This is a genomic window from Psychrobacter sp. P11G5 (assembly GCF_001593305.1).
Lineage (GTDB): Bacteria > Pseudomonadota > Gammaproteobacteria > Pseudomonadales > Moraxellaceae > Psychrobacter.
The window spans coordinates 2,862,351-2,887,261 of the sequence record NZ_CP012533.1 but is presented as its reverse complement, the minus strand read 5'-3'; the positions used below and the strand labels follow the sequence as shown (position 1 = coordinate 2,887,261).

At 41.7% G+C, this 24,911-nt stretch carries 23 protein-coding genes; 15 read left to right on the top strand and 8 right to left on the bottom strand.

Annotated features, from left to right (window positions below):
- Window positions 1–70: 70 nt before the first annotated feature.
- A complete protein-coding gene (locus AK825_RS11775; protein WP_068037640.1) occupies window positions 71–406 on the bottom strand; it encodes a GNAT family N-acetyltransferase in 336 nt (111 codons plus the stop codon).
- Between the two features lie 281 nt (window positions 407–687).
- Between AK825_RS11775 and AK825_RS11770 the strand changes: the two genes are divergently transcribed.
- From AK825_RS11770 to AK825_RS11760, 3 genes are all read left to right on the top strand, one after another.
- Window positions 688–1,401 (top strand): pirin family protein, encoded by a 714-nt coding sequence (locus AK825_RS11770; RefSeq protein WP_068037637.1) that lies wholly within the window; start codon window positions 688–690, stop codon window positions 1,399–1,401.
- A 264-nt stretch (window positions 1,402–1,665) separates the two neighbouring features.
- Window positions 1,666–2,604: a pirin family protein gene (locus tag AK825_RS11765; protein WP_068037634.1), complete on the top strand. Its 939-nt coding sequence runs from the start codon at window positions 1,666–1,668 to the stop codon at window positions 2,602–2,604.
- A gap of 191 nt (window positions 2,605–2,795) precedes the next feature.
- Window positions 2,796–3,407 carry a nitroreductase family protein gene (locus AK825_RS11760; protein ID WP_068037631.1) on the top strand — a complete coding sequence of 204 codons (612 nt, stop codon included), beginning with the start codon at window positions 2,796–2,798 and terminating at the stop codon, window positions 3,405–3,407.
- A gap of 196 nt (window positions 3,408–3,603) precedes the next feature.
- Here the strand turns inward: AK825_RS11760 and AK825_RS11755 are convergent, their stop codons facing one another.
- The 3 genes from AK825_RS11755 to nadR form a co-directional block, all read right to left on the bottom strand.
- Entirely contained in the window at window positions 3,604–4,044 is a 441-nt protein-coding gene (locus AK825_RS11755) for an Mpo1-like protein (RefSeq protein ID WP_068037629.1), read from the bottom strand.
- Between the two features lie 183 nt (window positions 4,045–4,227).
- The gene (gene pnuC / locus AK825_RS11750) at window positions 4,228–4,971 is read right to left on the bottom strand and encodes a nicotinamide riboside transporter PnuC (RefSeq protein WP_068037627.1); all 744 of its coding nucleotides are present in this window, start codon (window positions 4,969–4,971) and stop codon (window positions 4,228–4,230) included.
- An 86-nt stretch (window positions 4,972–5,057) separates the two neighbouring features.
- Window positions 5,058–6,140: a multifunctional transcriptional regulator/nicotinamide-nucleotide adenylyltransferase/ribosylnicotinamide kinase NadR gene (gene nadR / locus AK825_RS11745; protein ID WP_264753659.1), complete on the bottom strand. Its 1,083-nt coding sequence runs from the start codon at window positions 6,138–6,140 to the stop codon at window positions 5,058–5,060.
- A 902-nt stretch (window positions 6,141–7,042) separates the two neighbouring features.
- Here nadR and AK825_RS11740 point away from each other — a divergent pair.
- The 4 genes from AK825_RS11740 to AK825_RS11725 all read left to right on the top strand — a co-directional run bounded on the left by AK825_RS11740 (window position 7,043) and on the right by AK825_RS11725 (window position 11,445).
- Window positions 7,043–7,255 (top strand): PspC domain-containing protein, encoded by a 213-nt coding sequence (locus tag AK825_RS11740; protein WP_068037612.1) that lies wholly within the window; start codon window positions 7,043–7,045, stop codon window positions 7,253–7,255.
- A 425-nt stretch (window positions 7,256–7,680) separates the two neighbouring features.
- The gene (gene glyQ / locus AK825_RS11735) at window positions 7,681–8,667 is read left to right on the top strand and encodes a glycine--tRNA ligase subunit alpha (RefSeq protein ID WP_068037610.1); all 987 of its coding nucleotides are present in this window, start codon (window positions 7,681–7,683) and stop codon (window positions 8,665–8,667) included.
- Window positions 8,668–8,676: 9 nt separating this feature from the next.
- A complete protein-coding gene (glyS, locus tag AK825_RS11730; RefSeq protein WP_068037609.1) occupies window positions 8,677–10,770 on the top strand; it encodes a glycine--tRNA ligase subunit beta in 2,094 nt (697 codons plus the stop codon).
- 387 nt (window positions 10,771–11,157) lie between these two features.
- Complete coding sequence (locus AK825_RS11725) at window positions 11,158–11,445, top strand: hypothetical protein (protein WP_082785715.1); 288 nt, start codon at window positions 11,158–11,160, stop codon at window positions 11,443–11,445.
- Window positions 11,446–11,514: 69 nt separating this feature from the next.
- On the opposite strand, the gene AK825_RS11720 is transcribed toward AK825_RS11725, so the two are convergent.
- Together AK825_RS11720 and AK825_RS11715 are read right to left on the bottom strand one after the other, a co-directional pair.
- Window positions 11,515–11,970 carry a cell division protein ZapA gene (locus tag AK825_RS11720; protein WP_068037608.1) on the bottom strand — a complete coding sequence of 152 codons (456 nt, stop codon included), beginning with the start codon at window positions 11,968–11,970 and terminating at the stop codon, window positions 11,515–11,517.
- A gap of 107 nt (window positions 11,971–12,077) precedes the next feature.
- Window positions 12,078–12,518, bottom strand: a complete 441-nt coding sequence (locus AK825_RS11715) for a hypothetical protein (RefSeq protein WP_068037606.1) — start codon at window positions 12,516–12,518, stop codon at window positions 12,078–12,080.
- 212 nt (window positions 12,519–12,730) lie between these two features.
- On the opposite strand from AK825_RS11715, the gene AK825_RS11710 reads away from it, so the two are divergent.
- The 4 genes from AK825_RS11710 (at window position 12,731) to AK825_RS11695 (ending at window position 16,281) form a co-directional block, all read left to right on the top strand.
- A complete protein-coding gene (locus AK825_RS11710) occupies window positions 12,731–13,384 on the top strand; it encodes a UPF0149 family protein (RefSeq protein WP_068037605.1) in 654 nt (217 codons plus the stop codon).
- 171 nt (window positions 13,385–13,555) lie between these two features.
- The gene (locus AK825_RS11705) at window positions 13,556–14,038 is read left to right on the top strand and encodes a nucleoside deaminase (protein ID WP_082787250.1); all 483 of its coding nucleotides are present in this window, start codon (window positions 13,556–13,558) and stop codon (window positions 14,036–14,038) included.
- A 138-nt stretch (window positions 14,039–14,176) separates the two neighbouring features.
- A complete protein-coding gene (argE, locus tag AK825_RS11700; RefSeq protein WP_068037604.1) occupies window positions 14,177–15,412 on the top strand; it encodes an acetylornithine deacetylase in 1,236 nt (411 codons plus the stop codon).
- Between the two features lie 131 nt (window positions 15,413–15,543).
- Window positions 15,544–16,281 carry a LysE family translocator gene (locus AK825_RS11695; RefSeq protein WP_068037603.1) on the top strand — a complete coding sequence of 246 codons (738 nt, stop codon included), beginning with the start codon at window positions 15,544–15,546 and terminating at the stop codon, window positions 16,279–16,281.
- A gap of 99 nt (window positions 16,282–16,380) precedes the next feature.
- Here AK825_RS11695 and miaB read toward each other — a convergent pair whose 3' ends face one another.
- Window positions 16,381–17,862, bottom strand: a complete 1,482-nt coding sequence (gene miaB, locus AK825_RS11690) for a tRNA (N6-isopentenyl adenosine(37)-C2)-methylthiotransferase MiaB (RefSeq protein ID WP_068037601.1) — start codon at window positions 17,860–17,862, stop codon at window positions 16,381–16,383.
- A 646-nt stretch (window positions 17,863–18,508) separates the two neighbouring features.
- Between miaB and AK825_RS11685 the strand changes: the two genes are divergently transcribed.
- From AK825_RS11685 to AK825_RS11670, 4 genes are all read left to right on the top strand, one after another.
- Window positions 18,509–20,551: a lytic transglycosylase domain-containing protein gene (locus AK825_RS11685; protein WP_068039423.1), complete on the top strand. Its 2,043-nt coding sequence runs from the start codon at window positions 18,509–18,511 to the stop codon at window positions 20,549–20,551.
- A 459-nt stretch (window positions 20,552–21,010) separates the two neighbouring features.
- Window positions 21,011–21,739: a hypothetical protein gene (locus tag AK825_RS11680; protein WP_227514066.1), complete on the top strand. Its 729-nt coding sequence runs from the start codon at window positions 21,011–21,013 to the stop codon at window positions 21,737–21,739.
- 334 nt (window positions 21,740–22,073) lie between these two features.
- Window positions 22,074–23,057 carry a malate dehydrogenase gene (locus tag AK825_RS11675; RefSeq protein ID WP_068037600.1) on the top strand — a complete coding sequence of 328 codons (984 nt, stop codon included), beginning with the start codon at window positions 22,074–22,076 and terminating at the stop codon, window positions 23,055–23,057.
- Window positions 23,058–23,346: 289 nt separating this feature from the next.
- Entirely contained in the window at window positions 23,347–23,586 is a 240-nt protein-coding gene (locus tag AK825_RS11670; RefSeq protein WP_068037599.1) for a DUF2789 domain-containing protein, read from the top strand.
- A gap of 84 nt (window positions 23,587–23,670) precedes the next feature.
- On the opposite strand, the gene ribF is transcribed toward AK825_RS11670, so the two are convergent.
- The gene (gene ribF / locus AK825_RS11665; RefSeq protein WP_068037598.1) at window positions 23,671–24,714 is read right to left on the bottom strand and encodes a riboflavin biosynthesis protein RibF; all 1,044 of its coding nucleotides are present in this window, start codon (window positions 24,712–24,714) and stop codon (window positions 23,671–23,673) included.
- Between the last annotated feature and the right edge of the window lie 197 nt (window positions 24,715–24,911).

The following is a 24,911-nucleotide window of genomic DNA, read 5'->3' as shown; positions in this document are numbered from 1 at the left end:
ATCAAAAACGCCATGCTTTTTAGCATGGCGTTTTTTTTGACTCGTTTTTTATTATTGACTTGATACTTTATTAAGGTTTTGCGTCATGAAATACAGAGTTGGCTTTATACTCTGGATGCTTGTCGATATAAGAATTGACGTAAGGGCAGGTGGGTTTGACCCGTAAACCTTTAGCAGCAGCATCATCTAAGATTGATTTAACAAGGTAACCTGCGATACCGCGTCCACTCAATTCTTTTGGCACTTCAGTATGTTTATATTCAATGCCTTTTTCACCCTGACTAGTGGTAAAAAACTCATAGTCCTCAAAAGCAATATGACCATCAACATGAATCTCAAAGCGTTTTCGCTCAGTATTATCGATCAGCTCGTAATTTAAAGACTCTCTGTTTGACTCATTAGACATAATTGGCTTTCCTTATTAGTTGGTTTTATCTATTTAACATTTTATAGACTTAACTCTATTTAGTTAACATTAATAATATTAACAGCTTATGCTAATTGTTCTGTTATGAATATATTACTCTATTTAGGTTGTTTAATTGTTCTTAGAATAAGAATAGTTATTTGCGATTTACCATGTTTATCTCTTCTTCAACAACAATTATAATAGTTCCATTGTTTAGACAAGTTCGTTAATAGTAAATTTTCAGACATGTTTAACTCCTCAATAAATAAGGATAAATTATGAAAACTATCTATCATGCAGCAGATTCTCGTGGCGATGCAAACCATGGCTGGCTCAAAAGTAAGCACACTTTTAGTTTTGCAAATTACCACAACCCAGAGCGTATGGGCTTTGGCGCACTACGCGTCATCAATGATGATTTTGTCATCGGTGGTCAAGGTTTTGGTAAGCACTCGCATCGCGATATGGAAATCATCAGTATCCCATTATCTGGTAAGCTCGGTCATGGCGATAACATTGGTAACAATGGCATTATCGAAACGGGTGAAATCCAAGTTATGTCAGCTGGTACTGGCATTACTCACAGTGAGATGAATGGCGATGACAAAGAGGACGTAAAGTTCTTACAGATTTGGGTCATTCCAAACAAAATGAACGTAGCGCCTCGTTATCAGCAAGTACGCATGGATGAAATCATGCAGCCGAACGAGTTCAATCAAGTATTGTCACCAAACGCTGATGCTGCTGGCGTGTGGATTCATCAAAATGCTTGGTTTAGCATGGGTGATTTTGACAAAGGCGTGACTCAGACTTACCAGTTAAATGACCCTAATAACGGTGTCTATATATTTGTCATCAGCGGTAAAGTAAACGTAAACGGTAACACTTTGGATACTCGTGATGGACTTGGTGTTTGGGATACTAAGAACTTCACGATGGACGTAGAAGAAGATGCTAAGGTACTACTAATGGAAGTGCCGATGAGTTTCTAAGACACTTCTTAGAGGTACCAAAGCAGTTTCTAAACTGTTTTGGTGCTACTCTTTAAATGCTAATATTTAGAGGTTATTAGAGTCATAAGGTACTATAGTTAAAAGTAGCGTATCGAAATATTGATAACATTTATATTTATGACAGGTAAATCGTTTATCGGCGCTACTTTTACTTCTGCCTATTGTATTTTGTACATACCATATTTTGCACAGTGTCATGTACATCCCATTGAATATCACATAATTGATAATAAGAGGTGAACCATGAGTATCGATATCTTAGAACCACGTTTGGCAGATGTTGGCGGTATTCCAATTGCCCGTCTTTTACCCAATACGGGCAAAAAGCCTATTGGCGCTTGGTGCTTTTTGGATCATGCAGGCCCAGCTGAATTCGATGAAGATGATGCAGGCATGCAAGTCGGCCGTCATCCGCATACTAATTTGCAAACCTTTAGCTGGATGTTAAATGGCGAAGTGCTGCACAAAGACAGCTTGGGTAATGAGCAAGTGATCACTAAAAATCAAGTCAACGTCATGACCGCAGGGACAGGCCTTAACCGAGGCATCAGCCATACTGAGCAGAGCGTCTTTCCAGATACTGGTGGTTCGCCCAATGCCGCCCGTGGTTTGAGCATGGTACAACTATGGATTGCATTGCCTACCGATCAAGAAATTGAGCCAGACTTCCATCATTATCCAGAGCTGCCAACGTGGCGCGAGGATAGCGTGGAGATGATACTGACGACAGGTAGCTATACTAGCGTATCAGGCGAGCGCTATGAAGCGCCTACCATCCAATATTCAAAAATGGTCGGTATTGATGTCTACTTCTTAGAAGATGGTGAAGTCACGCTCAACTTAGAGCCAGGTTTTGAATATGGTATCTTGGTTACAGAAGGCGAGATTGAGTCTGAAGGCAAAGTATGCCCACAAGATCAATTACTGCGCTTTCATGATACCGATGTCGCTAACAATGAAAGCATTAAGCTAGTCGCCAAAAAAGGTACGCGTGTGATGTTTATCGGCGGTGAGCCTTTGAATAACCAAGTGTTACTATGGTGGAACTTTGTCGCAGACAACAAAGCTGAGATTGAACAATCAATTATTGACTGGAACAATGGTCATGAACGTTTCGGTGAAGTTGATTCTGATATGAAGCGTCTGCCTGCTCCAGAATTGCCTGAAGGTTTTAAAGGTTAGTTTGTTTAATATAACTTTTATAATATATTACATTGTTAAGTTTTTTTTACAAAAAGAAAGTACGAGTTTAAGCTGGTTTTCTTTATAATCAGTTAGATTGTTTTAGCGAATGGTTATTGAGTCTAACTCTTTAACCATACTCATCTAGCATTTATTCTAACCGATTCATATTAATAATTTGGAGAAGTACTATGTCAGATTTACAGAAGTTGCATCAACTTGCTGAAAAGCGTCGTTCTGTCTATGCGTTGAGCAATCAACTACCAGTATCGAATGACGAAGTCGTTAAACTGGTTGAGCATGCTATTTTGCATACGCCATCAGCTTTTAACTCACAATCAACGCGTATCGTTGTGTTGTTTGGTGAAGAGCATCAAAAACTTTGGCAAATTACCGAAGATACTTTACGTGGTATTGTCGATAATGAAGAGCAATTTGCTGCGACCAAGCAAAAGATGGATGGCTTTAAAGCTGGCGCTGGTACGGTTATGTTCTTTGAAGACCATAGCGTCATTAGAAACATGCAAGCGGCTGCTCCTTTATATGCTGACAAGTTCCCAATCTGGGCAGACCAAACCAATGCAATGCACCAGTATGTAATCTGGACAGCATTGGCTAGCCTCGACATCGGTGCTAACTTGCAGCATTACAACCCAATCATCGATAAAAAAGTGGCTGACACTTGGAACATTGATGAACATTGGGAATTGAATGCGCAAATGGTATTCGGTGCTATTGAGCAGCCAGCTGGCGACAAAGAGTTTAAGCCTGTCGAAGAGCGTATGAAAGTATTTGGTAAATAAATTGTTCTTTACTGGCTTAGTCTATCGAACACATACTATATAAATTGTGTGTTTGATGATTGAAGCAGCAACAAAAAGCGCCATCCGACTATCAGTTGGGTGGCGCTTTTTGTTGCTGTTGAAAATGAGTAAGAGCGTTGCGGATATCTTAGTTATTTTACGAATGGTCGATAACCAATCAATACTATAATAACCGCTACTCTCGTCTCATAAGGCTATTTGCTACCCAAGCTGGGCCAATTAATAAAAACTGTAAATCTTCAAAAAATGATGGTTTTTTGCCTTCGATTTTGTGACCGATAAACTGTCCAATCCAAGCTACGATGAAGACAGCTGCCCAAACCTTAAAGCCCCATGGCAATAAAGTCATCACTGATAGACAAATAAGGATAAAAATTCCCATCGCCATAAATAACGGGGTAGATAAGCGCATATAAAACAATAATACTAAGGCGCTAAGTACCAATGTAAACCAGACCGATAGCGACATTCCCATTCCTAACAGACTAACGAAGATAGTGGGGACACAAAGCCAATGGATCTTTTTATTGATTAAGTTTTGATGGCTGACGGAATACTCACTCAGCCATTGCTCAAGTGTACGTTTGGACATACCTGTACGATTGATACGTGACATACTAACCTCCTTGTTAGTGTTTAAGATCTTTCAGTATTTAAGGTTAAGCTGAACTACTAGTTGTAGCACTATTTGCGATTATCTACCATATTATCAGCTAAACCATACAGTCATAAGAGCTTGTTTTGATAAATTTAATTGCTATCAGGTCTTTTAGGGCATGCCCTAGTATTCCTATTAAATTTAAACTTCTATTGAATCCTGCTCACTACGATACCATTCGTACAAGCCGATAAAGGCATTAACTTGATAAACCATCGTTTGAATGGCAAAGATATAGTTGCCAGACATCAAGTTTACTATCAACCAGACGAAGTTGACGATAATCCAAAGCCACCAATTAAATGAATAGCGCAGAATCATTGCTGCTTGTGCTGTAATAGACAGCACGAAGGCTAAAACGTTAATCCAAAAGAAAGAAATTATCCCTAAGAACTTGCTGTTATCGTCTTCTACAACAGCATAGCCATAGCTTGCAAGAATATCATTGACCGTTGGGAATAGTGCTAAGCCAACGGCAATAAACGTAGCAGTGATAAGCCAAACCCATTTACTGGCTGACTTAGGTACCATATCACCATCAAGATCAGTATGCTTGGACCAATAAAATAATCCATAAACATGGGTAAAAAAGTTAAATAACGGCGCCAGCATCAAGCCTACTGCACCAGAAGTTGCTTGTACTACTACCTCGCCAGCGGTCGCTGCCATACCAAGGCCATTACCCATGACGTTTTTACGGAATGATAGCGACACTACACAGACTAGACCGACAAAAGAGACACCCAAATAAAATATATCGAGTGTTGTATGTTCTGTAGTAAGCCAAAAGCCTGTAGATAACGCAATAACGCCGCAAATGAACCAGATGACAATCCATTGCATGGCCCACTTTCCGGTAATGTTGTCCAATAGCTGAATGCGCATAACTTCTTTTCCTAAAAAATATGAGTATCAGAAAAATACTGACAAAAGCAATATGACTATAAATTTGGTGCCTTTGAGCCTGCTAGTCATGGTTTTTTGCCATAAACATATTGATCGATAAGGATTAGCGCTTGCTGATAGCGGGCGTCATAATCGGGTTCATCAATCAAATGCGGCGCTATGTTGTGACGTGCAAAAATATCGACGAGGCGCTGCTCAAAACGTCCGCGTGCATCAGGGTCACCCAATGAGCGCATGCCATCATCAACCCATGGCGTGTTGTTATCCAGCATAATGGTATGGTCTAAGCGAAATTCATCAATACAGGCACTAACGAAGGGATGGGTACGTCCTTCATACTCTTCACAAAATGCTTGTGTGGTCACAAAATCAGTGTCAACGATAGTGACAGGCGCTGTCGCCACAGCAGCAGCATCTCGCATAGCCTGAGCATGATTGAGCGCGATGGGTCCGTAATCACTGTATTGTAGCCCAATCTCACTGCCGCCTAAGTCCGTGCCGACATACAGTCGTCCCATCTCTAGCGCAAAACTTGCCCCATAATAGTTAGCAAGTTTATGAACTAAGGTGGTCTTCCCTGAGCTTTCACCGCCAACGATAGCGACAGTCTTTGTGTAATCACCGCGCGCTTGTGGATGAATCGCTGACCAATGGGCGACGGGATCACGAGCGATAGCATAAGAGTCAAATTCTGGCTGGAGCGGGGTAGTCACCACTTTCATTAGTAATTGCTCCTGAATATTGCTCTGCGCCACTGGATGATTGTCCGCAACGAATAAAACGGCCTCTGCCGGTAGGTCTAATGCCTCAATCAGGCGTTGCAATTTGGCATTGCTAGCAGCAATATCGATAGTCACATCATCGAAGCTGTCGTGTAGTGGCAGCTCAATCTCATGAGTGGTATGAATGTGAATAAATGGCAAATCTGCACAAGCCATCTGGAGCCAACGCGCTTTGTCTTGTAGCGTAATAGTGAAATCTGGGTGCGGTGACGGGTGAGCGGTAATGATGATGTGTAAGGATTTTGCTTGCCCTGCAGCATCCAAAATACTACGCATCTGCCCCAAATGTAGTGGTTCAAAGTGCCCAATCATCAAGCCATTATCGTACATAATATTTCCTAAAATTTTACCTAAAAAGTTACTTATATAGTCGATCCGCTATAAAAATAAATACAGCGCTACTGAGATAATTTTTTCTTGCTTGCTGTGCCTACGCAGACAGAGGCTGCGTAAAAATCATCTTAGTAGCGCATTATAATCTTTGTACTTCTTTTATTTAGGACTGACTATACAATATTTCATTGATTCTCTATTACACATTACATTGGATAGCGATTTTATTAAGGTCAGACTATATAAAGCTTTGCACCTTGATACAGGTGGCTTATTGTAAACTGCTGCTTGGTTTTTGTTAGCCTGTATAAATAGTTTAGTCTGTTTAAATCATAACGTTTTTCATCGTTAGATATTTCTATTTCCAATAAAAGCTGTCAGAGCAGCACTTATAGTAATGTTTTTATTTATAATCACTTGCTTGTAGCTGCTTTTCCACAATTACTTGTTCATAACTAACTGTTTAATTTACTTCATAAATTTCAAAAATATAGCACTAATTTCGTATATAAATAATTCGATTATTTAGTTTTCGTTAGTCATTAAAGTATCAATCTAGCAGTCTTATGTGAGAAGTCAAAAGTATATAGCAAACTGCCAGTAGAATAGTAGTAAGATAGGAGCAACAAAGCGATTCTTGAAACATTTTGAAATAATTATTTAGAATCAGGTAGTTACAGACCATTTAGGACAGGTTAGGGCAAGTTTAAGTAGCATAAAGTCACAAACCATACCTACACCGCTAACAGATAAAGCTTAATTAGTTGCTATAATTGTCCGTAAGTTAAGAAGAGTAAGAAGCAATTAAAAGATAGCTATTAGAATATGTTTTTCAAACAATATTAGACTAACTTCTCAATTGTAATATTTAAAAATTTCATAATAATAATATTAAGTAAAATTAAAAGATAAGTCTAAAAAGAGAGGTATAAGCTTTGGCTAAGTTAGCAAAATTACATCGTTCACAGAACAGCCGTATGATCGCTGGTGTGATGGGCGGTATTGCAGAATATGTAGGTTGGTCGCCAACATGGGTACGCCTTCTATTTGTAATAATTTCCACTCTAAGCGCCGCAGTACCTGGTATCTTAATCTATATCGTTTTATGGATTGTCATGCCTAAGGCTTCCAATCAGTCTTATCAGTAGTATATTTTTAGAATAATATTAATAGCATCAAATTTAACAACGCAAGATTAATAGTAATAAAAAATAGTAGTTGATATCAAGTAGCCTATAAAAAGCAAAAAGCCTGACCATAACAGGATAGCAGCGATACACTTTTCCTCCTGCCCAGATGTTAACTCATCTGGGTATTTTTTTTGCTATGTGATTCTAAACCTTATAACTTACTAGATAATTGATTTACTAAGATAGCTGCGTTTTTTGTCATATTTGAAACGTAAGATAAATTTAGTTGCTGTAAATATGGATAAAATATCCATTTTTTAGTAAGGTGAGCAGGCAAATAGATATGTAGCCGGATGCGCTGCACGAACAATGAGCATAAATGTTTATCAGGTTCGGTCTAACACTCCTAATTCCATAGTGATCTTCTTATGAATTCTCAACCGATGACTTTCCAAGATTTAATCTTAACCTTACAGAATTACTGGGCTGACAAGGGCTGCGTGATATTGCAGCCTTATGATATGGAAGTCGGCGCCGGTACCTTTCATACTGCTACTTTCTTGCGTTCGCTAGGTCCTGAACGCTGGAATGCCGCTTATGTCCAGCCTTCGCGCCGCCCAACTGACGGTCGTTACGGTGATAATCCAAACCGCTTGCAGCATTACTATCAGTTCCAAGTGGTTTTAAAGCCTAATCCACCTAATATCCAAGAGCTATATTTAGACTCACTAAGAGCCATCGGTATCGATCCGTTGGTGCATGACGTGCGTTTCGTTGAGGACAACTGGGAGTCGCCTACGCTCGGTGCGTGGGGTCTTGGTTGGGAGATTTGGCTAAACGGTATGGAAGTGACGCAGTTTACTTACTTCCAGCAAGTTGGCGGTATTGAGTGTTTCCCAGTGACTGGTGAGATTACATACGGTCTTGAGCGTTTAGCCATGTATGTGCAAGGCGTCGATAGCGTCTATGATTTGGTTTGGGCAGATGGTGAATTTGGCCGTGTTACTTATGGCGATGTTTTTCATCAAAATGAAGTTGAGCAATCCACTTATAATTTTGAACACGCTGATGTGCCAAAGATGGGCGAGTTTTTTGACTTTTACGAAGAGCAGGCAGATAAGCTGGTTGCAGCAGGTTTGCCATTGCCAGCGTACGAGATGGTGTTAAAAGCCTCACATGCCTTTAATTTGCTCGATGCGCGTGGTGCTATTTCAGTGACTGAACGTCAGCGCTTTATTCTGCGTGTGCGTACCTTAGCTCGTAAAGTGGCTGTCAGTTATGTCGAAGCGCGTGCCAAGCTGGGCTTCCCATTGGCAGATGACGACCATCGTCAAGCAGCTTTAGATAAGTATTTGCCAAAAGATGAGACTGAAACGGCAACTGAAACTAAAGAGTCAAATAAAAACCAATCAACTAACAACAATAAATAGGAGCATCCCATGAGTACAATTTTATTTGAACTGGGGTGTGAAGAGCTGCCTCCAAAGAGCTTAAAACCCTTACGCGATGCATTAGAGAACAGCGTCAAAGAACAGCTAACAGAAGCTAATATTAGCTTTGATAGTATAAAAGCATTTGCCGCACCGCGCCGTTTAGCGTTACAGATTGAAGGGATTGCAGACAAGCAACCTGACCGTACTGAGCAAAAGCGTGGCCCTGCGATTAAAGCCGCATTTGATGCTGATGGCAATCCGACGCGCGCCGCGATGGGTTTTGCTAAAGGCCTAGGTATTGAGGCAAGCGAGCTTACGACCATTAACACCGATAAAGGTGATTATGTTGGCTATGAGCAGGCGGTTCATGGTCAAGCGACCACGGAGCTGTTACCTGCTATTTTTCAGACCGCGCTTGATAACCTGCCAATAGCGAAACGTATGCGCTCAGGTGCGTCAAGGGAAGAATTCGTCCGTCCGGTACAATGGGCAGTATTGATGCAGGATGACGCTGTCATTGATGCTACTATCCAAGGCCACCAAACTGGCACGCAAACCCGTGGCCATCGCTTCCATAGTCCTGATTATCATACCATTGCTCATGCTAATGACTATGAAGAGCTATTAAAAGGTCTTAAAGTCGTTGCTGATTTTGACAAACGTCAAATGCTCATCAAAAACCAAGTCAAAGCACTAGCCAATCAAGTAAATGCTAATGCGATTGTACCGCAGGATCTGTTAGACGAAGTGACGGCGTTGGTTGATTTTCCGATTGCGCTACGAGCTGACTTTGAATCACGCTTTTTACAAGTACCGCAAGAAGCGCTTATCTCGACTATGCAAGCGGATCAAAAGTATTTTTGTCTGACTGATAAAGAAGGTAAGCTGCAACCTTACTTTATCTTTATTACTAACATCGAATCAAAAGATCCTAAGCAAATCATTGAGGGTAATGAAAAAGTCGTGCGCCCGCGTTTGGCGGATGCAGAATTTTTCTTTTTACAAGATCAAAAGCAGCCATTGTTTGCACTGACTGAAAGTCTCAAAACTCGCGTATTCCAAGACAAACTGGGTACGATTTGGGAGAAGTCTGAGCGTATTGCCAAGCTTGCCGCGTTTGTTGCCACACTTATGCAGCAACAAGGTGAGCAAATTGATATTGAGGAAACAGTACGTGCGGCGATGTTGGCAAAAGCGGACTTGGCAAGCTCACTGGTTGGTGAGTATCCTGAGTTGCAAGGTATCGCTGGGACTTACTATGCGCGCTTAAATGGCGAACCTGCTGCCGTTGCTGCAAGTTTGGAAGAGCAGTATCTGCCTAAATTTAGTGGTGATGTATTACCTAAAACGCCGATTGGTATTTGCTTAGCACTGGCTGATCGCTTGGATACTCTGGTCGGTATTTTTGCGATAGACCAAGCACCAACAGGCTCAAAAGACCCGTTTAGCTTGCGTCGTTCGGCGATTGGTATTTTGCGTATTTTGATTGAAAAGCAGCTGCCGATTAATTTGGTCGCTTTGGTTGAGCAGGCAATTAAAAACTATACCAGCACTGAAGGCAGTAAGATTGCTAAAATGGGCGATACCTTTACCCAAGTAATGGCATTTTTAAATTCACGCTATCGAGCAATGTATACTGAGCAAGGCGTCAGCGTCGATACTATTCAGGCGGTGCAGGCGATTAATCCGCACATGCCGCTCGATTTTGATCAACGTATTCGTGCAGTACAGACTTTTAGCGAGTTACCGCAAGCCTCAATGTTGGCTGATTCGAACAAGCGCGTGGCTAACATTTTAGCCAAGTCAGAAGTAACCGTTGCTGATAAGGTGGATGAGGCATTGCTAGCTGAACCTGCCGAACAGGTTTTATATAGTAGCGTTCGTCAAGCGCAAACAGCGGTGACACCACTACTCGAAAAGGCTGACTACACGCAAGTATTGCAAACACTAGCCAGTTTAGATGAACCATTGACACAGTTCTTTGATAATGTGATGGTTAATAGTGAAGATGCAGCGCTAAAGAACAATCGCTTAGCGTTGCTTAATCAGGTACGGGCGCTGTTCTTAACCGTGGCTGATATTAGTGAGCTGCAGCTGTAAGGTTGTTGTCTAAACCATTTGAAATGCTATCAATAAAAACTATGCATTAAACAGCGTCCATAAAAAACTGGCTATAGGTAGCCAGTTTTTTTATGCACAGGTAAGAAATGCTTCAAGCTTTTTAATAATTAGTCCGACAGTAAGTAGACAGAGCAGTGATTGTACTAGTAGCATGATTTACAGTAAACTTTACATCATAGCTATAGCCTATATTAAATAAGAGTATCATGCATTTTAGTTCCATGCGAGGCTGATGAAAATGTTCTTGCTTGCTGTGCCTACGCAGACAGAGGCTGCAAAAATTTCTATCAGACTCGCTGTAACGTTTTTAGAGTGAATTGACTATATCCCCATAGCGCATTAACTGCCAAACCGAGGAGCATTCCTGTGTTCGCTGCGATTATTATCATCATTATTATTTGGATTTCGATGTGGGGCTTTTATAAGTTCATGTATCCACGAGCGCCCAAAAGCATGATGCCAAAAGAGGGCGATGTGACCACACCGCGTCATTGTAATTTCTGCGGCAACAGCTTAGCTGAATATCGCGGCGTCCTTGAAACCAAGCCTAGCTTAGCTGCAAACAGCGATAGCAATATTGAAGCTAACCAAGAGTTATTCTTTTGCAACTATGAGCATCAAGCAGACTTCCATGCTGGTAAGAGTTACAAATGATAATTCGCATTGCTTTCTACACTATCGGATGCTGTACTATCAAAGAAAGATAAGAGCCTGTGTTTAAATTTACAAAATAGACTGTGCATCTTTCATAATTTTGCTGAGTAGTGCTTCAGCTTGTTTGGACGCTTGCGCAGTCTCGTTATCTGTCTTTTTATGCGCATGGATTTTTTCATAAAGGTTCAAGCAGCATAATACGAGTAAATTCTCTTGACCTAAATTCGGTGCCTCTCTTTTAATGTTTAGAAGAAAGTCATTGATGTAGTAGACCGCTGAACGTAGTTCTGCTTCTTCATTCACTGGGCAATAAATCTGATAAGTTACCCCGGCGATGACGATATCGACTTTTTTCATTTGTGGTTCAGGAGCCGCAGATTTTGTGCTGGCATTAGAAGCTGTATTGTTAGAAGTTACTGCTTGCGCACTGGTTGATTTAGCATTGTCAGCGTGCTCATGCTGTTTTTGATTCTGCTCAGATTGCAATTTGTCGTTTTGAGTGGCGTTGCTATTATTATCAGTCATAAAAGATCCTACAAGTTAACGTCGTTAAAATAATATGAGTAGAGTGGCGCTATCAGTATATGACACGCCGCAGTATCATTTATATAAAGCATGCATTTAAAGAATGCTTAACCTTCCATTTGATCAATACGCGTCAACCGTTTTAATACGACTTGCGTACGTTCGGCAGCGAGCTGGTTTTTCTCTTGCAAGTCATGGTTTTGTTTTTTAATTTCGCTGTTTTGCTGCTTGAGCTCATCATTATGCTGTTGTAATTGGCTATTTTGTTGTTGCAAATCACTCAGCTGTTTTTGCAGCTTGTCTTGTTCCTCACCGATCATATGATGGGCTTCAGCAAGGTTCTGATAGCGTTTATCTAGATCGCCCAGCTGTTTTTTAGCGTTATCACGTTCAGTGCTACTGCTATCAAGCTTGGTTTGGAGGGCGGCCAGCTCTTTTGGGTCACTATTAGGTTGTTGTTTTAGGCTGCTAAGTTCAGCACTGACGAGCTGATACTGCTTTTTTATATCGAGTATCATTTTTTCTAGGCTTTTAAGTTGATCATACATAGTCAGTTTTTATCCTTAACAAGTCATGCGTGGATGAATTTTCTTCGTTACGTTTAATAATGCCATAGGTGACCGCATAATATCTATATCAACAAAGTAATTGCACGTATTGAGCTTTGTTTTTTACTTTTATTAGTCGCAGTCTTGCAAATATCGTAAGGTTGCGACTGTCTTTAACGAATAATTACTAACTAATTGATGGGACAACTATTATGAATGACAATATCTCTGGCTGGAATACTTGGTCAAATGCGATTGAAGATTGGACTGACGTGAGTATTTGTGAGCTACATGGTTTGATGACTGGCTTGATGACGGCTTGCAACGCGCCTACTGAGCAAGAATGGGCGACCGTATTGGCAGAGTTGAGCTTTGCGCCGTTACCAGATGCTGCATTGACTTTATTGACTGAAGAGGCAGAGGATACGGTATTTCAGCTCAAAGACAAAGACGACGCTTATGCGTATACGCCACTAGTACCTGACGATGAGCATGACTTGTATGAGCGCGTGATGGCGTTAAAACAGTGGGCAAATGGCTTTATGACAGGTTTTGGTATCACTGATTGTCGCCTAACTAGCGAAGAAAATGAGATGCTAATGGATTTGGCTAAGATTGGCGGTATTCGTCTTGAAGAAGATGAAGAGTATGAGGGCGGCGAAGAGTCCTACCTTTATATTTATGAGTTTGCGCGTATGGTGCCTGTGAGCTTTGCCACCCGCAAACGCAAACCTGTTAAAGAGTTGGCGCTAATCTCAGGTCTCGCTATGGATGCTAAAACAACTAAAGAATTGCAAGCGGAAGGTAAGTTACCAAAGCCTATGCCACATGTGTTGGATGTAATGAATCAGAATAATCCATCGTAAATACTTAATAAAACTCAACAACCCTGCATATATCTATTTCTGATCACGTGGCTCGCACCGTTTTGTACTTACTTTATACTAACTTGCGAGCCACATAATTAAGATTTAAACTGTCTCAAGAGTAAGACTAATTACTAAACAACTTATTAGAAGTAGAATAAGAGTAGCATTATGATAACCGACAATGAAATGCAACATCTGCGTCGCTGTGTTGAGCTTGCCGCTGAAGCTTTAGAAGCAGGCGATGAGCCATTCGGTAGTGTGTTGGTCGATGGCGAGGGTCATGTATTGCGTGAAGATCGTAACCGTGCCAATACGGTCGATGCAACTTACCATCCTGAGATTGCTGTCGCGAAATGGGCGGCGGAAAATATGACTCTAGAGGGGCGTGCAAAAGCGGTGGTTTATACTTCAGGTGAGCATTGTGCCATGTGCTCTGCTGCTCATGCCTGGGCAGAATTGGGGCGTATCGTCTACGTTAGCTCCTCAAAACAGTTAGGCGAATGGATGGATGAGATGGGCGTCAAATCCTCATCTCCCATCAATACCTTGTCAATTCAAGAAGTGGCGCCGAACGTACCAGTAGATGGTCCGGTTGCAGGCTTAGACGAAGAAGTAAAACAGTTACACCAGCGTTCTTTCCAAAAAGGCTAACGTTTTTTATTTTTTACCATCCCAAAAATTACAGTAGCAAGGAAAACGAATGCGAGTACTACATCTTGTAGGCTTAGCAAGTTTGATATAGCTAATCGTATTTCTAGGATCGGTATTATATTTTGATAAGGATATCCTATGATTTCAAATGATAATGATAGCCAACTTAAAAATACTGACTATCCATCTAAAAGTATCGATTGGTTAACGCGCTTGATTGGTTTTGATACGGTCAGTCGGCATTCAAACTTAGCATTAATTGAAGATGTACAAGCCTACTGCGAGCAGTTAGGTTTAACGGTGGATTTGACTTTTAATGAAGCCAAAAATAAAGCCAATCTATTCGTTACTGTGCCAGCAGGGGCAAACGCTGACGAAGTCAACCACGGTCTCGTGCTATCTGGTCATACTGATGTGGTGCCAGTTGATGGTCAAGACTGGACGTCAGAGCCGTTCACCGCGACCATTCGTGGTGACAAACTATATGGACGCGGCGCTTGTGATATGAAAGGCTTTATCGCTTGCGCATTGACGCTATTGCCACAAGCTGCGAAGCTATCTAAAAATGGTCAGCTACGTCGTCCATTGCACTTGGCTTTATCATTTGATGAAGAAGTTGGTTGCTTAGGTGCGCCCTTAATATTGGCAGATTTAAAAGCACGTGGTATCACACCTGATTATTGTATTGTTGGGGAACCAACTAAAATGACGATGGTTGTGGCACATAAAGGCATCGCTGTTTATCGTTGCCGCGTCCATGGCAAGTCTGCGCATTCATCATTGACTGCGCAGGGCGTCAACGCCATTAGCTATGCCAGTCGTTTGATTGGTTATGTTGATACCTTGGCGGAAGAGATTAGTCATCGTGACGGTGCTCTTGATGATGGGGATGCGCTGTTTGATGTGCCTTATTCGACACTTTCAGTGGGCACGATAAAAGGTGGGACGGCGACCAATATTGTCCCCAATCTATGTGAGTTTACCTTTGACTATCGCAATCTGCCGCATATGACGCAAGACGATATCCTCGCGCCGATTCAAGCAAAGGTTGCAGAGCTCAGCGCACAAATGCAAGCACGCGCTGCCGATACCGGCATTGAGCTGATGCAAGAAGAAAGCGTGCCAGCAATGACCGATAGCGACAGTGCTGAGCTACAAGCGTTAATAGCAGCACTCACGGGCGATGATAAACGTCATAAAGTAGCTTATGCAACTGAGGGCGGGCAATTTACCAATGCTGGCATCCCAACGATTATCTGTGGTCCCGGTAGTATCGAGCAGGCTCATAAAGCTGATGAATATGTCGAGCTGAGTGAAATTGAGCGTTGTGATGGGTTTTTACAGAAGTTGTTAGGTAGCTGTACGGTTAATTAGTCCATTAGATAGCAGACCGTTTATATTTGATATGAATAGGCATAAAATACACCGTCTTGATGGCGGTGTTTATTTTTTGCATCTTTTTCATGTATTCAGTTTATTTTAAATAAAAGAGTAGGGGTTAGTTGATGTCTTGGCATCTGTTTGCGGTGTTTTTTGCAAGTACGTTTTTTATCTCAGCGACTCCTGGTCCCAATATGCTACTCGCATTTCAGTATGGCATGAACTATGGGGTGAAGCGGACGCTATGGACGCTGGCAGGATTAAGCCTTGGTTTGTTCATTCTATTGCTTTCAACCTTGCTTGGCTTGGATGTAATTAGTCGCCAGTCACCTTGGCTGCTCACTGTTATTAAAGCAGTAGGCGCAGCATATCTAATCTATTTGGGTATCAGCTCATGGCGCGATGCTGGTGATGGCAGCTTAATGAGTGATGCTCGCGAAATGAGCGAGGAGGTCGCGGCTGACTATCCTGATACGATGTCATCTGTGACTGATAAAAAAACGCCGCAGCCGCGCTCACTATCGAGTGCGGCAGTTAGAGTATCACCGAGCAATATGACACTATTTCGTACTGGGATATGGGTATCGCTATCTAACCCAAAAGCGATTTTGTTTTTCGCCGCATTTTTTCCTAAATTCATCAATTTTAGTGCACCGCTATGGCCACAATATATCTTATTAACCATAGGATTATTTTTAAGTGAGACGATTTGGCAAATTATTTATACCCTAGGTGGCAAAAAGCTGGCAAGTTGGCTTGATATGGGCAATCGCTTAACGTGGTTGAATCGTAGTTGCGGGGTAATATTTATTTTAATTGCAGCAGCTTTACTAATTGAAGTGTTAAATAGTTTTATGATGTAAAAGATGGATAATTTTTAATATTAATATGACTCACAAAGAAGCCGTTCGCTATAAGTAAGTAGCGAACGGCTTTTTTATTAATTCAATTTTTCTAAAGATTTAAGCCAACACTTCGACAATCTCGCCTTTCACCATATGCGGACTCACAAAGTCAGTCACACGTACACTAACGATTTTACCGAGTAGCTCATCCATTTTATCAATGTCATAAGGGAACATGACGGTACGTGTGTTATCCGCAGTACCGATTAAGCAGTCTGGATGACGGTCTGCAATTTGTTCAACTAATACGCGAGCAGTCGTGCCAACCATCTCATGAGTTTTGGCAAGCGTTGAGTCAATGATAACTTTTTGAAATTCTGCTAAACGCTCTTTCTTAGTTTTGAAGCTCACATCATCAGCAAGCTCTGCTGCTGGCGTGCCCGGACGCTTAGAATAAATAAAGCTATAAGAGTGATCGAAATCCAACTCTTTTGCCAGATTCAAAGTGTCTTGAAAGTCTTCATCAGACTCACCAGGGAAGCCAATGATAAAGTCACTAGATAAATAAATATCAGGACGAATCGCTCTAAGCTTATTAATCTGATTGATATAAACATCAATGGTGTGGTTACGTTTCATCGCTGCCAAAATTCTATTCGAGCCACTTTGTACTGGTAGATGCAGGTGCGATACCAGCTCTGGTAATTGCGCATAAGCGTCAATAATATCGTCAGTAAATTCTAGCGGATGGCTGGTCGTATAGCGGATACGCTCAACACCATCGACATGCGAGACATAATGTAGGAGCTCTGCAAAACGGCAAATACTGCCATCATCTTTTTCACCGCGATAGCCGTTAACGTTTTGACCGAGTAGATTAATCTCACGCACACCTTGCGCTGCTAAATTGTCAATCTCTGCCAATACATCATCAAGCGGACGTGATAATTCTTCGCCGCGCGTATAGGGAACCACACAAAACGAGCAATACTTTGAGCAGCCTTCCATAACAGAGACAAAGGCTTTGTAACCCTCTACTTTTGGTTCAGGTAGAAAATCAAATTTTTCGATACTGGGGAAGGAGATATCAATCGTACCAATACGATTTTTAGGTGCTATATCGCGTTGCTCGCTCGATTGATCGTATAATTCTGGAAGACGATGTAGAGTCTGTGGGCCAAATATCATATCGACATAAGGGGCGCGTTTTTGAATATTATCGCCTTCTTGCGAGGCTACGCAGCCACCAACACCGATCACTAAATCTGGACGTTTTTCTTTCAGTTTACGCCAGCGACCCAATTCTGAAAAGACTTTTTCTTGGGCTTTTTCACGAATTGAGCAAGTGTTCATGAGCAGTACATCGGCTTCATCGATATCATGGGTCACGACCATGCCATGCGAATCGCCAAGTACGTCAAGCATTTTGCCGGAGTCGTAGACGTTCATCTGACAGCCTTGCGTGGTGATAAATATTTTCTTTGTCGCGGCCGATGGTTGCGCCAGATTTGGCTCTACGAGTGCATTGATAGCAGGCGCAGTGACAGTAGCTTCAGAGCTAGCGTCATTAATGCGGGGGTCGAATACAGAAACACTCATAAGTAAAATCCACAATTATCAAGAATTATCAAACAATATAGCGGCAAGCCATTAATGCGTGGCGTATTTTATCATAACCATCTAGTAATGTGAAAAGTAACCGTATACTATCGGCTACAATCATGATGAATTATTTATAATACTATCAATTGCTTATCAATAATTCGTTATAGGTATGGCTGATGGAAGAAGTTTAACGTCATATCACCTTTGTGTTACGCGCCACTCTCTTATTTATTGATAAATAGTAAGGGTGGTGGTTGAAAGTCAGACGAATATAGTATGATGAGTATTATGCCCTTATCATCGTACATTAGTTCGATCCTAAGCAAACAGTAATAAAGTGATAAATATTTGTTAGATTGGCAGATGAGCGTAATGCTAGACTATTTTAGCGCATAGTTAACGCATCTTATACCTGCCAACTTTAAGCATTTATTTTAGACAGTCAATACAGATATGAGAGCTAGAACGACTTATTTATTTAGCGTTCTAGTGCAAAATGATCATTAATATAATAAAGAGAGCAAGTATGACAAAGCAGCCTGCTGCCAATCACAAGAACAGCCACCGCAACAATTTTGACATGCCTAAATGTAATGGTATGGATGCTTCTATGAGTCATCCGTCCAAACGTCTTAGCCACATGACCGCTGCATGCTTACAAGCTCGCTCGTTGCGTATTGGTGCACTGAGTGTCGCTACGGCAATGAGTGCGCTTGGATTGTCGCAAGTAGCCTGTGCACAGCCTGCACCTTATGGTGAGAGCTACCAGCAAGACAATAGTGTGGATTATTTCACGGCCGCTGCATTGGCTGCAGAACGTGGTGATGTCAGTGCACTATTTAATTATGAGCAATTAATGAGTGGCGGATTATTTGCCATGTATCCAACATATTGGCGTATGAATCTGGACTTAAATGCCCAAAGCTCTGCTGCCATATCACAGTTCGTCCGTCAATATCCTGATACTGTCATGGCTGAAAAATTAGTCGCTGACTTTGCAGAAGCAAAAGCCGCTTCAGGTGATTATGCGTCGGTACGTCAAGTTGCCAATTTGGTTACCAATGGTGATCGTAGTGAGCGCTGTGCAATTGGACTTGGATTTAATAGTGGTGGCGACACTATGCGAGCGTTGGCAGAAAAGTCGGACGTTTGGTTGAACACGCTCAAACAGCCTGCATTGTGCGATCAGCTAGCAACTGAGCTTAATAATAATACACTAATCAGTAATCAGGATCGGGCATCACGTCTCAAACGTATGTTACGCAAAGGCAAGACGGGCGATATCATGGCCTTATCATCACGCCTTGGCACTCCCATTTCTTATTCAGCATTGAGTGAGATTCAGCTGAATCCAAGCGCCTATTTTGGACGCTTTGGTATGCAGCCTAATAACCAAACCAATCAATATCTATATCTGTATGCGATTGGGCGACTCGCCGAGAAGTCATACAGCGAGGCTGCAATGCAGTTAGATTTCGATATCAAACAAGACAATCAGCGCTCAGCGAAGCTGTTAAACGATGATACGCGCCGTTATGCTTATCGTATCATTGGTGTGCAGCGCATGAACCATACCACCGATGATGGCTTTAGCTCTGAGGCCGTTGACTGGTTCCGCAATAGCTTAGATGATGATTTCAACTTCGAAGAAGCTGAAGACTATGCTAAAGCCGCCATTCGTTTTAGCCGTTGGGATGATGTAGTTGAATCTATCTCACAAATGGATGCTGAAACTCAAAAACTAAATCAGTGGCAATATTGGTTGGCACGTGCGTACGAGCAATCGAGTAACAGTGGTAAGCGCAATACTGCTAAGAAGATGTATCAGCATTTGGCCAAAAGTAATGATTACTATGGTTTGTTGGCAAAAGATAAAGTTGGTCAACGCTTTGATGCTAATAGTTTAGGTGGTAGTAGCTTGCCGAACGTAAGTAATGCTGATAAAGCACGTGTTTTGCAGAACCAACATTTTGCGCGTGCTTTTGCACTATACAATGCAGATGCCAGCCGTGCCTATGCCAATCGCGAGTGGAACTGGGCGGTGAAGCAGGCACGTGATAATCGTGATGATGGCTTGATTATTGCAGCAGCTCGTCAAGCACATGATATGGGCTGGCTTGATCGCGCTATCTATGCTGCTGATAATACTGACAAAGTAAATAGCTTGGCGCTATCACATCCAATGCCGCACCAAGATTCAGTGGTACGTTATAGTCAGTCGGCAGGTATCGACCCAGCATGGGCATACGGCATTATGCGTCAAGAAAGTCGCTTTGTAACATCAGCGCGTTCTAACGTTGGTGCTAGCGGGCTTATGCAAATCATGCCTGATACGGCAAAGTATATTGCTCGTAATTTAGGCGAGTCGTATAGTGCCAGCCGTGCCAATAGTGGTGATACCAATATTCGTTATGGCACATGGTATATGAGTGATATCTTAGGCAAGCTGAACTATCAGCCTGTACTGGCAACTGCAGGTTATAATGCTGGCCCAAACAACGCTAAGCGTTGGCAACCTACCTATGGTTCGTTGGCCTCTGATCAGTATGTTGAGTCAATAGCTTATCCTGAGACTCGTAATTACGTTAAACATGTAATGGAAAATGCAACTGTCTATAGTAGTTTGTTAGGTCGTGCTAAGCCTATCAGTGAGCGCATGGGTACTGTTCCAGCAGCGTTTTAAAGGTATACATTACTTAGGTCTACCAAAACATTAAAATGTAGGCCTAAATTGCTATAAGTGGTAGTAAAGCGCTTGATCGTTAGCATGTACGTGCCGTGCTTAGGACTTAACTGTCAGCTTACGTATTTGCTATAGATTAAGAAAGGAGTTTTGCTACCATTACTTTAGTTAATATCTGATAACCTATCGTTATTAAAAAACTTTTACTAAATTGTATATTCAGAGTTACTACTTTAATTATTGGTATTTTAAACCTAAAACTTAGGTGCATTTCACTGTATGATGTTGCCTGAATGTATTATTCACGCCTAATAACTATTGAATGTTTTTTTACTTATGATAAATAATGACCCAAATCGGCTTATGCAGATATCTATCAGATTTCAATCATCTGTTAAGAGGTATGTGCAACAGTTTATTAGGGTATCGAGCTCAAAGACTCAATTATGGCAGCCGGTTTTGAAAAACGATCGATCAAAAAAGCATTGCTCAGAAAGCTGTCAGAACACCACTTTTGATAAAGTCTATCCTTTCACTCTAAGTCCTTTTACTCTAAGTCATCTCACTTTAAGTATTACAGGTTTAGCATTGCTACAAGTTATGCTGTCACTACCTGCGCAGGCAGCAAATGCGGTTCAGACTGGTCAGCGAGTGTTAATGATTGAGATGACTCCAGCTTTATGTAATTTGCAACCTTCACGCGCACGTATGCGTCAATGTTTAGAAGGTTACTCTTTAACAGTATCTGGCTTAGATATGGGTTATGGTGAGCGCTGTGGACGCGGTAGTGATCCGCGCCTGACTCCATTACAATTAAAAGTAGTCAACCGTATCATGCCTGATACCACTGTGCGCAGCCAAGCATGGCAACATTACGGTGCGTGTAGCCCGCTTAGTGCTAGCAGTTATTTTCGTCAAATCACCAACTATGCAGGAGCATTAAAACTACCTAGCGAGTTGAATACGGGCAATAGCTACACAGTTTCAAAGTCTCGTTTTATTAGTCAAATGACTCGTCTCAATAGTGGAATGTCTTCTGCTAGTATTGACTTAATCTGTCAGGCTGGTAGTCGCCGTCAGTCTGTGCTTACTGACATCCATGTCTGTTATGACGGTGGTCAATTCGGTAGATGCAATGAGGTGATAAACAGTTGCGGCAACAATTTCATTATTTCAGGTGGTAAATAGTTATACCTGAGCAATGCTGCTTATGAGTATTAGAGATATACATTAACGTATTAAAGCCGCCTCTTTAGGGCGGCTTTTGTGTTTTCTATACTTACTATTTAATCAGACAGTCTTTTTTGCTGACAAACTTTTGTATGTATAAAATGTAACAATATAGACATCAGTAAGCGCGTTGTTATCTCTAGACGGTTTACCGAACGAAGTGCTACACTAGCTTTCGGTTTGTGACCGCTACCATTGAGCAAGTCTATACCTCATTGAGCAAGTCCATATCTAATATGCCTGTCTATATAATGATGACGACATTATCTAATAATTAATTAGGGAGTATTCTATGAAACAGCCTTTACGTGTTGCCGTGACTGGTGCCGCTGGTAATATCAGCTACGCGATGCTATTTCGTATTGCATCTGGCGAGATGCTAGGTAAAGATCAGCCAGTTATTTTGCAATTACTTGAAATCACACCAGCTCTTGACGCCCTAAAGGGTGTAGTCATGGAACTAGAAGACTGTGCATTCCCATTGTTGGCCGGTATCGTTCAAACTGATGATGCTAACGTTGCATTTAAAGATATCGACTATGCATTACTTGTTGGCGCACGTCCGCGTGGCCCAGGTATGGAACGTAAAGATTTGCTAGAAGCCAATGCTGCGATTTTCTCAGCACAAGGTAAAGCATTGAACGATGTTGCAAGCCGTGATGTAAAAGTATTGGTCGTGGGTAACCCTGCGAATACCAACGCGCTTATCGCTCAGCGTAATGCACCAGATCTTGACCCACGTAACTTTACTGCCATGACTCGCCTAGATCATAACCGTGCTATGGCACAGTTAGCTGACAAAACTGACAGCACTGTTAATGACATCAAAAACATGACTATCTGGGGCAACCATTCATCAACTCAGTATCCAGACCTAACCGCTTGTACCGTAAACGGTAAGCCAGCGCTAGATCTAGTAGATCGCGATTGGTACGAAAACACTTATATCCCAGAAGTACAACAGCGCGGTGCAGCGATTATTAAAGCTCGCGGTGCATCATCTGCCGCTTCTGCTGCCAATGCTGCCATTGCACACATGCGCACGTGGGCACTAGGTAGTGATGAAAACGATTGGGTATCAATGGGTGTTTACTCAAACGGCGAATACGGTATTGCTGAAGGCTTAATCTACTCATTCCCAGTTACCTGCGCTAACGGCGACTGGTCTATCGTAGACGGCGTTGATGTGTCATCAGATTTCTCAAAAGAGAAAATGGCGGCGACTGAGCAAGAGCTTAGCGAAGAGCGTGATGCAGTAGCACATTTATTACCATAATTAAGTAGCTTGCTAAGACTTTGGCGCTATTTATAATTCGTATTATGTAAAAAAGCCTTCTATATAGAGGGCTTTTTTGTACTTTAACATTCGCATCATTAATAATTTATGCTGAATTTTTGGTTATCAATGCACTGTGATTTCTTAGTTTTTGATAATCAGTCGTTAACACAATTGATAACGTTAGATTAACGTTGAATAACAGCTTTTAAAATAAAGCTTGCTACAATGAATACGTTAGTTCAAATAATAAGCACAATTGAATCCGTAGCACTTAAGGAGAAAAAGTATGTTGGGTGAACCTGAATACAATATGAATGAATTATTTGCACAGCTAGGGCTTGATAGCTCTGACGAAGCGATTGATAGCTTTGTTGAAAAACATAAATTAGCGAAAGAAGAGAAGTTAACAGAGTCTGATGTCTGGAATGATAATCAGCGTATGTTCTTACAAGAAGAGTGGGAAAAAGATGCGGCATGGGTAGAAGTTATTGATGACTTAAATGTACGCATGCACCCAGATGCTTAGAAAAATAAAAAAGATTGATTAAAACGAAAACCCACAAGCGTTAAGGTTGTGGGTTTTTTTCTGCCTATAAATTAAGCATACTTTTTAACTTATTTTCTGCTTTGAGCGCCAATCAAGTAATTCTTTTACATCGTTATGAATGCCTATTTTTAAGGCCTCTAAACCGTCATAATGTCGTTCGCCATGCAGATAATGTAAAAATCGTACTTGCAGCGTCAAGCCATATAGATCAGCTTGCAACGCTGGAAAATGTACTTCCAAGCGCCAGTCACGCTCTTTATCGACAGAGGGTCTGGTACCGATACTCGCTGTACCAAACAAGCTATACGGACGTAAGCCTGCGACGCCTGTTTTGCCATCAACAGCGAGTGCTGTTAAACCATTAGGTATTACTTTTCCATCATCATCTAAGCTGACCACGTCAACTGCGAAAATACCGTGTAGAGCAGGTTTTAAGCGTTCTAAATCGATATTAGCAGTGGGGAAGTCCATGGTACGACCAATTTTATCACCACCGATGACTAACCCTGTAATGGTATAGTCGCGGCCGAGCAGAGTGTTAGCAGCGTCAAGGTCACCGGCTAATAATAGATCGCGAACACGAGTAGAGCTAATGCGCTCAGCTGCATCGCTTTCATCCGTGACGGTATGTAAATTGGTGACATGCAAGCCATAGTCACGCAAAAACTGACTGTCGCCGGTACGGTCATGACCAAATTTGAAGTCATCACCTAATACCAAAGATTTTACGTTCAAGCGTAGTGCTAAAAGATCAGCGAATGCTTGCGCTGATAATGAGCGAAAATCGCTATCAAAGCCTGCTACAATCAGTGTCTCAATGCCATATTCTGCGAGCAAGGCTTGCTTTTCTGCAAGATTGGTCAGGCGCGCAGGAGCAGTCGCTGGTGAGAAAAATTCACGCGGCTGTGGTTCAAATATCATGACGGCAGAGTTAAGGTTTTGCGCGTCAGCAATGTCACGAACTTGGGCTAACATCGCTTGATGACCTAAATGCACACCGTCGAAGTTGCCGATAGTCAGCACACAGGGCGCTAAATCTACTGGGCTAGTATTTGCAGGCAAAGTGCTTGGCGACGCAATCAGTTGCTCAAGAAAATAGGTGTTCATAAATTTTCAGCTATGATAGATAAGAACAGATAAAAAAGAAAAAACACATCTCTATTAAAGATTGATGTGTCTAAAACCAGCCATTATAAAGTAAAATAGCCATACTAACATCCTATAGTCTGCTGATAATACAAGTATAGTCAATCCACTATAAAAGAGTGACGGCGTTAATCTCGCTTGCAGTATCCCATATACGC

What these genes read in the sequence shown, in the direction of transcription:
- AK825_RS11715 (WP_068037606.1), bottom strand. Translation starts at nt 12,518, where the DNA reads ATGTATGATCAACTTAAAAGCCTAGAAAAAATGATACTCGATATAAAA.
- AK825_RS11775 (WP_068037640.1), bottom strand. Translation starts at nt 406, where the DNA reads ATGTCTAATGAGTCAAACAGAGAGTCTTTAAATTACGAGCTGATCGAT.
- miaB (WP_068037601.1), bottom strand. Translation starts at nt 17,862, where the DNA reads ATGAGTGTTTCTGTATTCGACCCCCGCATTAATGACGCTAGCTCTGAA.
- pnuC (WP_068037627.1), bottom strand. Translation starts at nt 4,971, where the DNA reads ATGCGCATTCAGCTATTGGACAACATTACCGGAAAGTGGGCCATGCAA.
- ribF (WP_068037598.1), bottom strand. Translation starts at nt 24,714, where the DNA reads ATGAACACCTATTTTCTTGAGCAACTGATTGCGTCGCCAAGCACTTTG.
- AK825_RS11770 (WP_068037637.1), top strand. Translation starts at nt 688, where the DNA reads ATGAAAACTATCTATCATGCAGCAGATTCTCGTGGCGATGCAAACCAT.
- glyQ (WP_068037610.1), top strand. Translation starts at nt 7,681, where the DNA reads ATGACTTTCCAAGATTTAATCTTAACCTTACAGAATTACTGGGCTGAC.
- AK825_RS11710 (WP_068037605.1), top strand. Translation starts at nt 12,731, where the DNA reads ATGAATGACAATATCTCTGGCTGGAATACTTGGTCAAATGCGATTGAA.
- AK825_RS11670 (WP_068037599.1), top strand. Translation starts at nt 23,347, where the DNA reads ATGTTGGGTGAACCTGAATACAATATGAATGAATTATTTGCACAGCTA.
- AK825_RS11685 (WP_068039423.1), top strand. Translation starts at nt 18,509, where the DNA reads ATGACCGCTGCATGCTTACAAGCTCGCTCGTTGCGTATTGGTGCACTG.
- AK825_RS11675 (WP_068037600.1), top strand. Translation starts at nt 22,074, where the DNA reads ATGAAACAGCCTTTACGTGTTGCCGTGACTGGTGCCGCTGGTAATATC.
- AK825_RS11760 (WP_068037631.1), top strand. Translation starts at nt 2,796, where the DNA reads ATGTCAGATTTACAGAAGTTGCATCAACTTGCTGAAAAGCGTCGTTCT.
- AK825_RS11695 (WP_068037603.1), top strand. Translation starts at nt 15,544, where the DNA reads ATGTCTTGGCATCTGTTTGCGGTGTTTTTTGCAAGTACGTTTTTTATC.
- AK825_RS11765 (WP_068037634.1), top strand. Translation starts at nt 1,666, where the DNA reads ATGAGTATCGATATCTTAGAACCACGTTTGGCAGATGTTGGCGGTATT.
- AK825_RS11720 (WP_068037608.1), bottom strand. Translation starts at nt 11,970, where the DNA reads ATGACTGATAATAATAGCAACGCCACTCAAAACGACAAATTGCAATCT.
- argE (WP_068037604.1), top strand. Translation starts at nt 14,177, where the DNA reads ATGATTTCAAATGATAATGATAGCCAACTTAAAAATACTGACTATCCA.
- glyS (WP_068037609.1), top strand. Translation starts at nt 8,677, where the DNA reads ATGAGTACAATTTTATTTGAACTGGGGTGTGAAGAGCTGCCTCCAAAG.
- AK825_RS11705 (WP_082787250.1), top strand. Translation starts at nt 13,556, where the DNA reads ATGATAACCGACAATGAAATGCAACATCTGCGTCGCTGTGTTGAGCTT.
- AK825_RS11755 (WP_068037629.1), bottom strand. Translation starts at nt 4,044, where the DNA reads ATGTCACGTATCAATCGTACAGGTATGTCCAAACGTACACTTGAGCAA.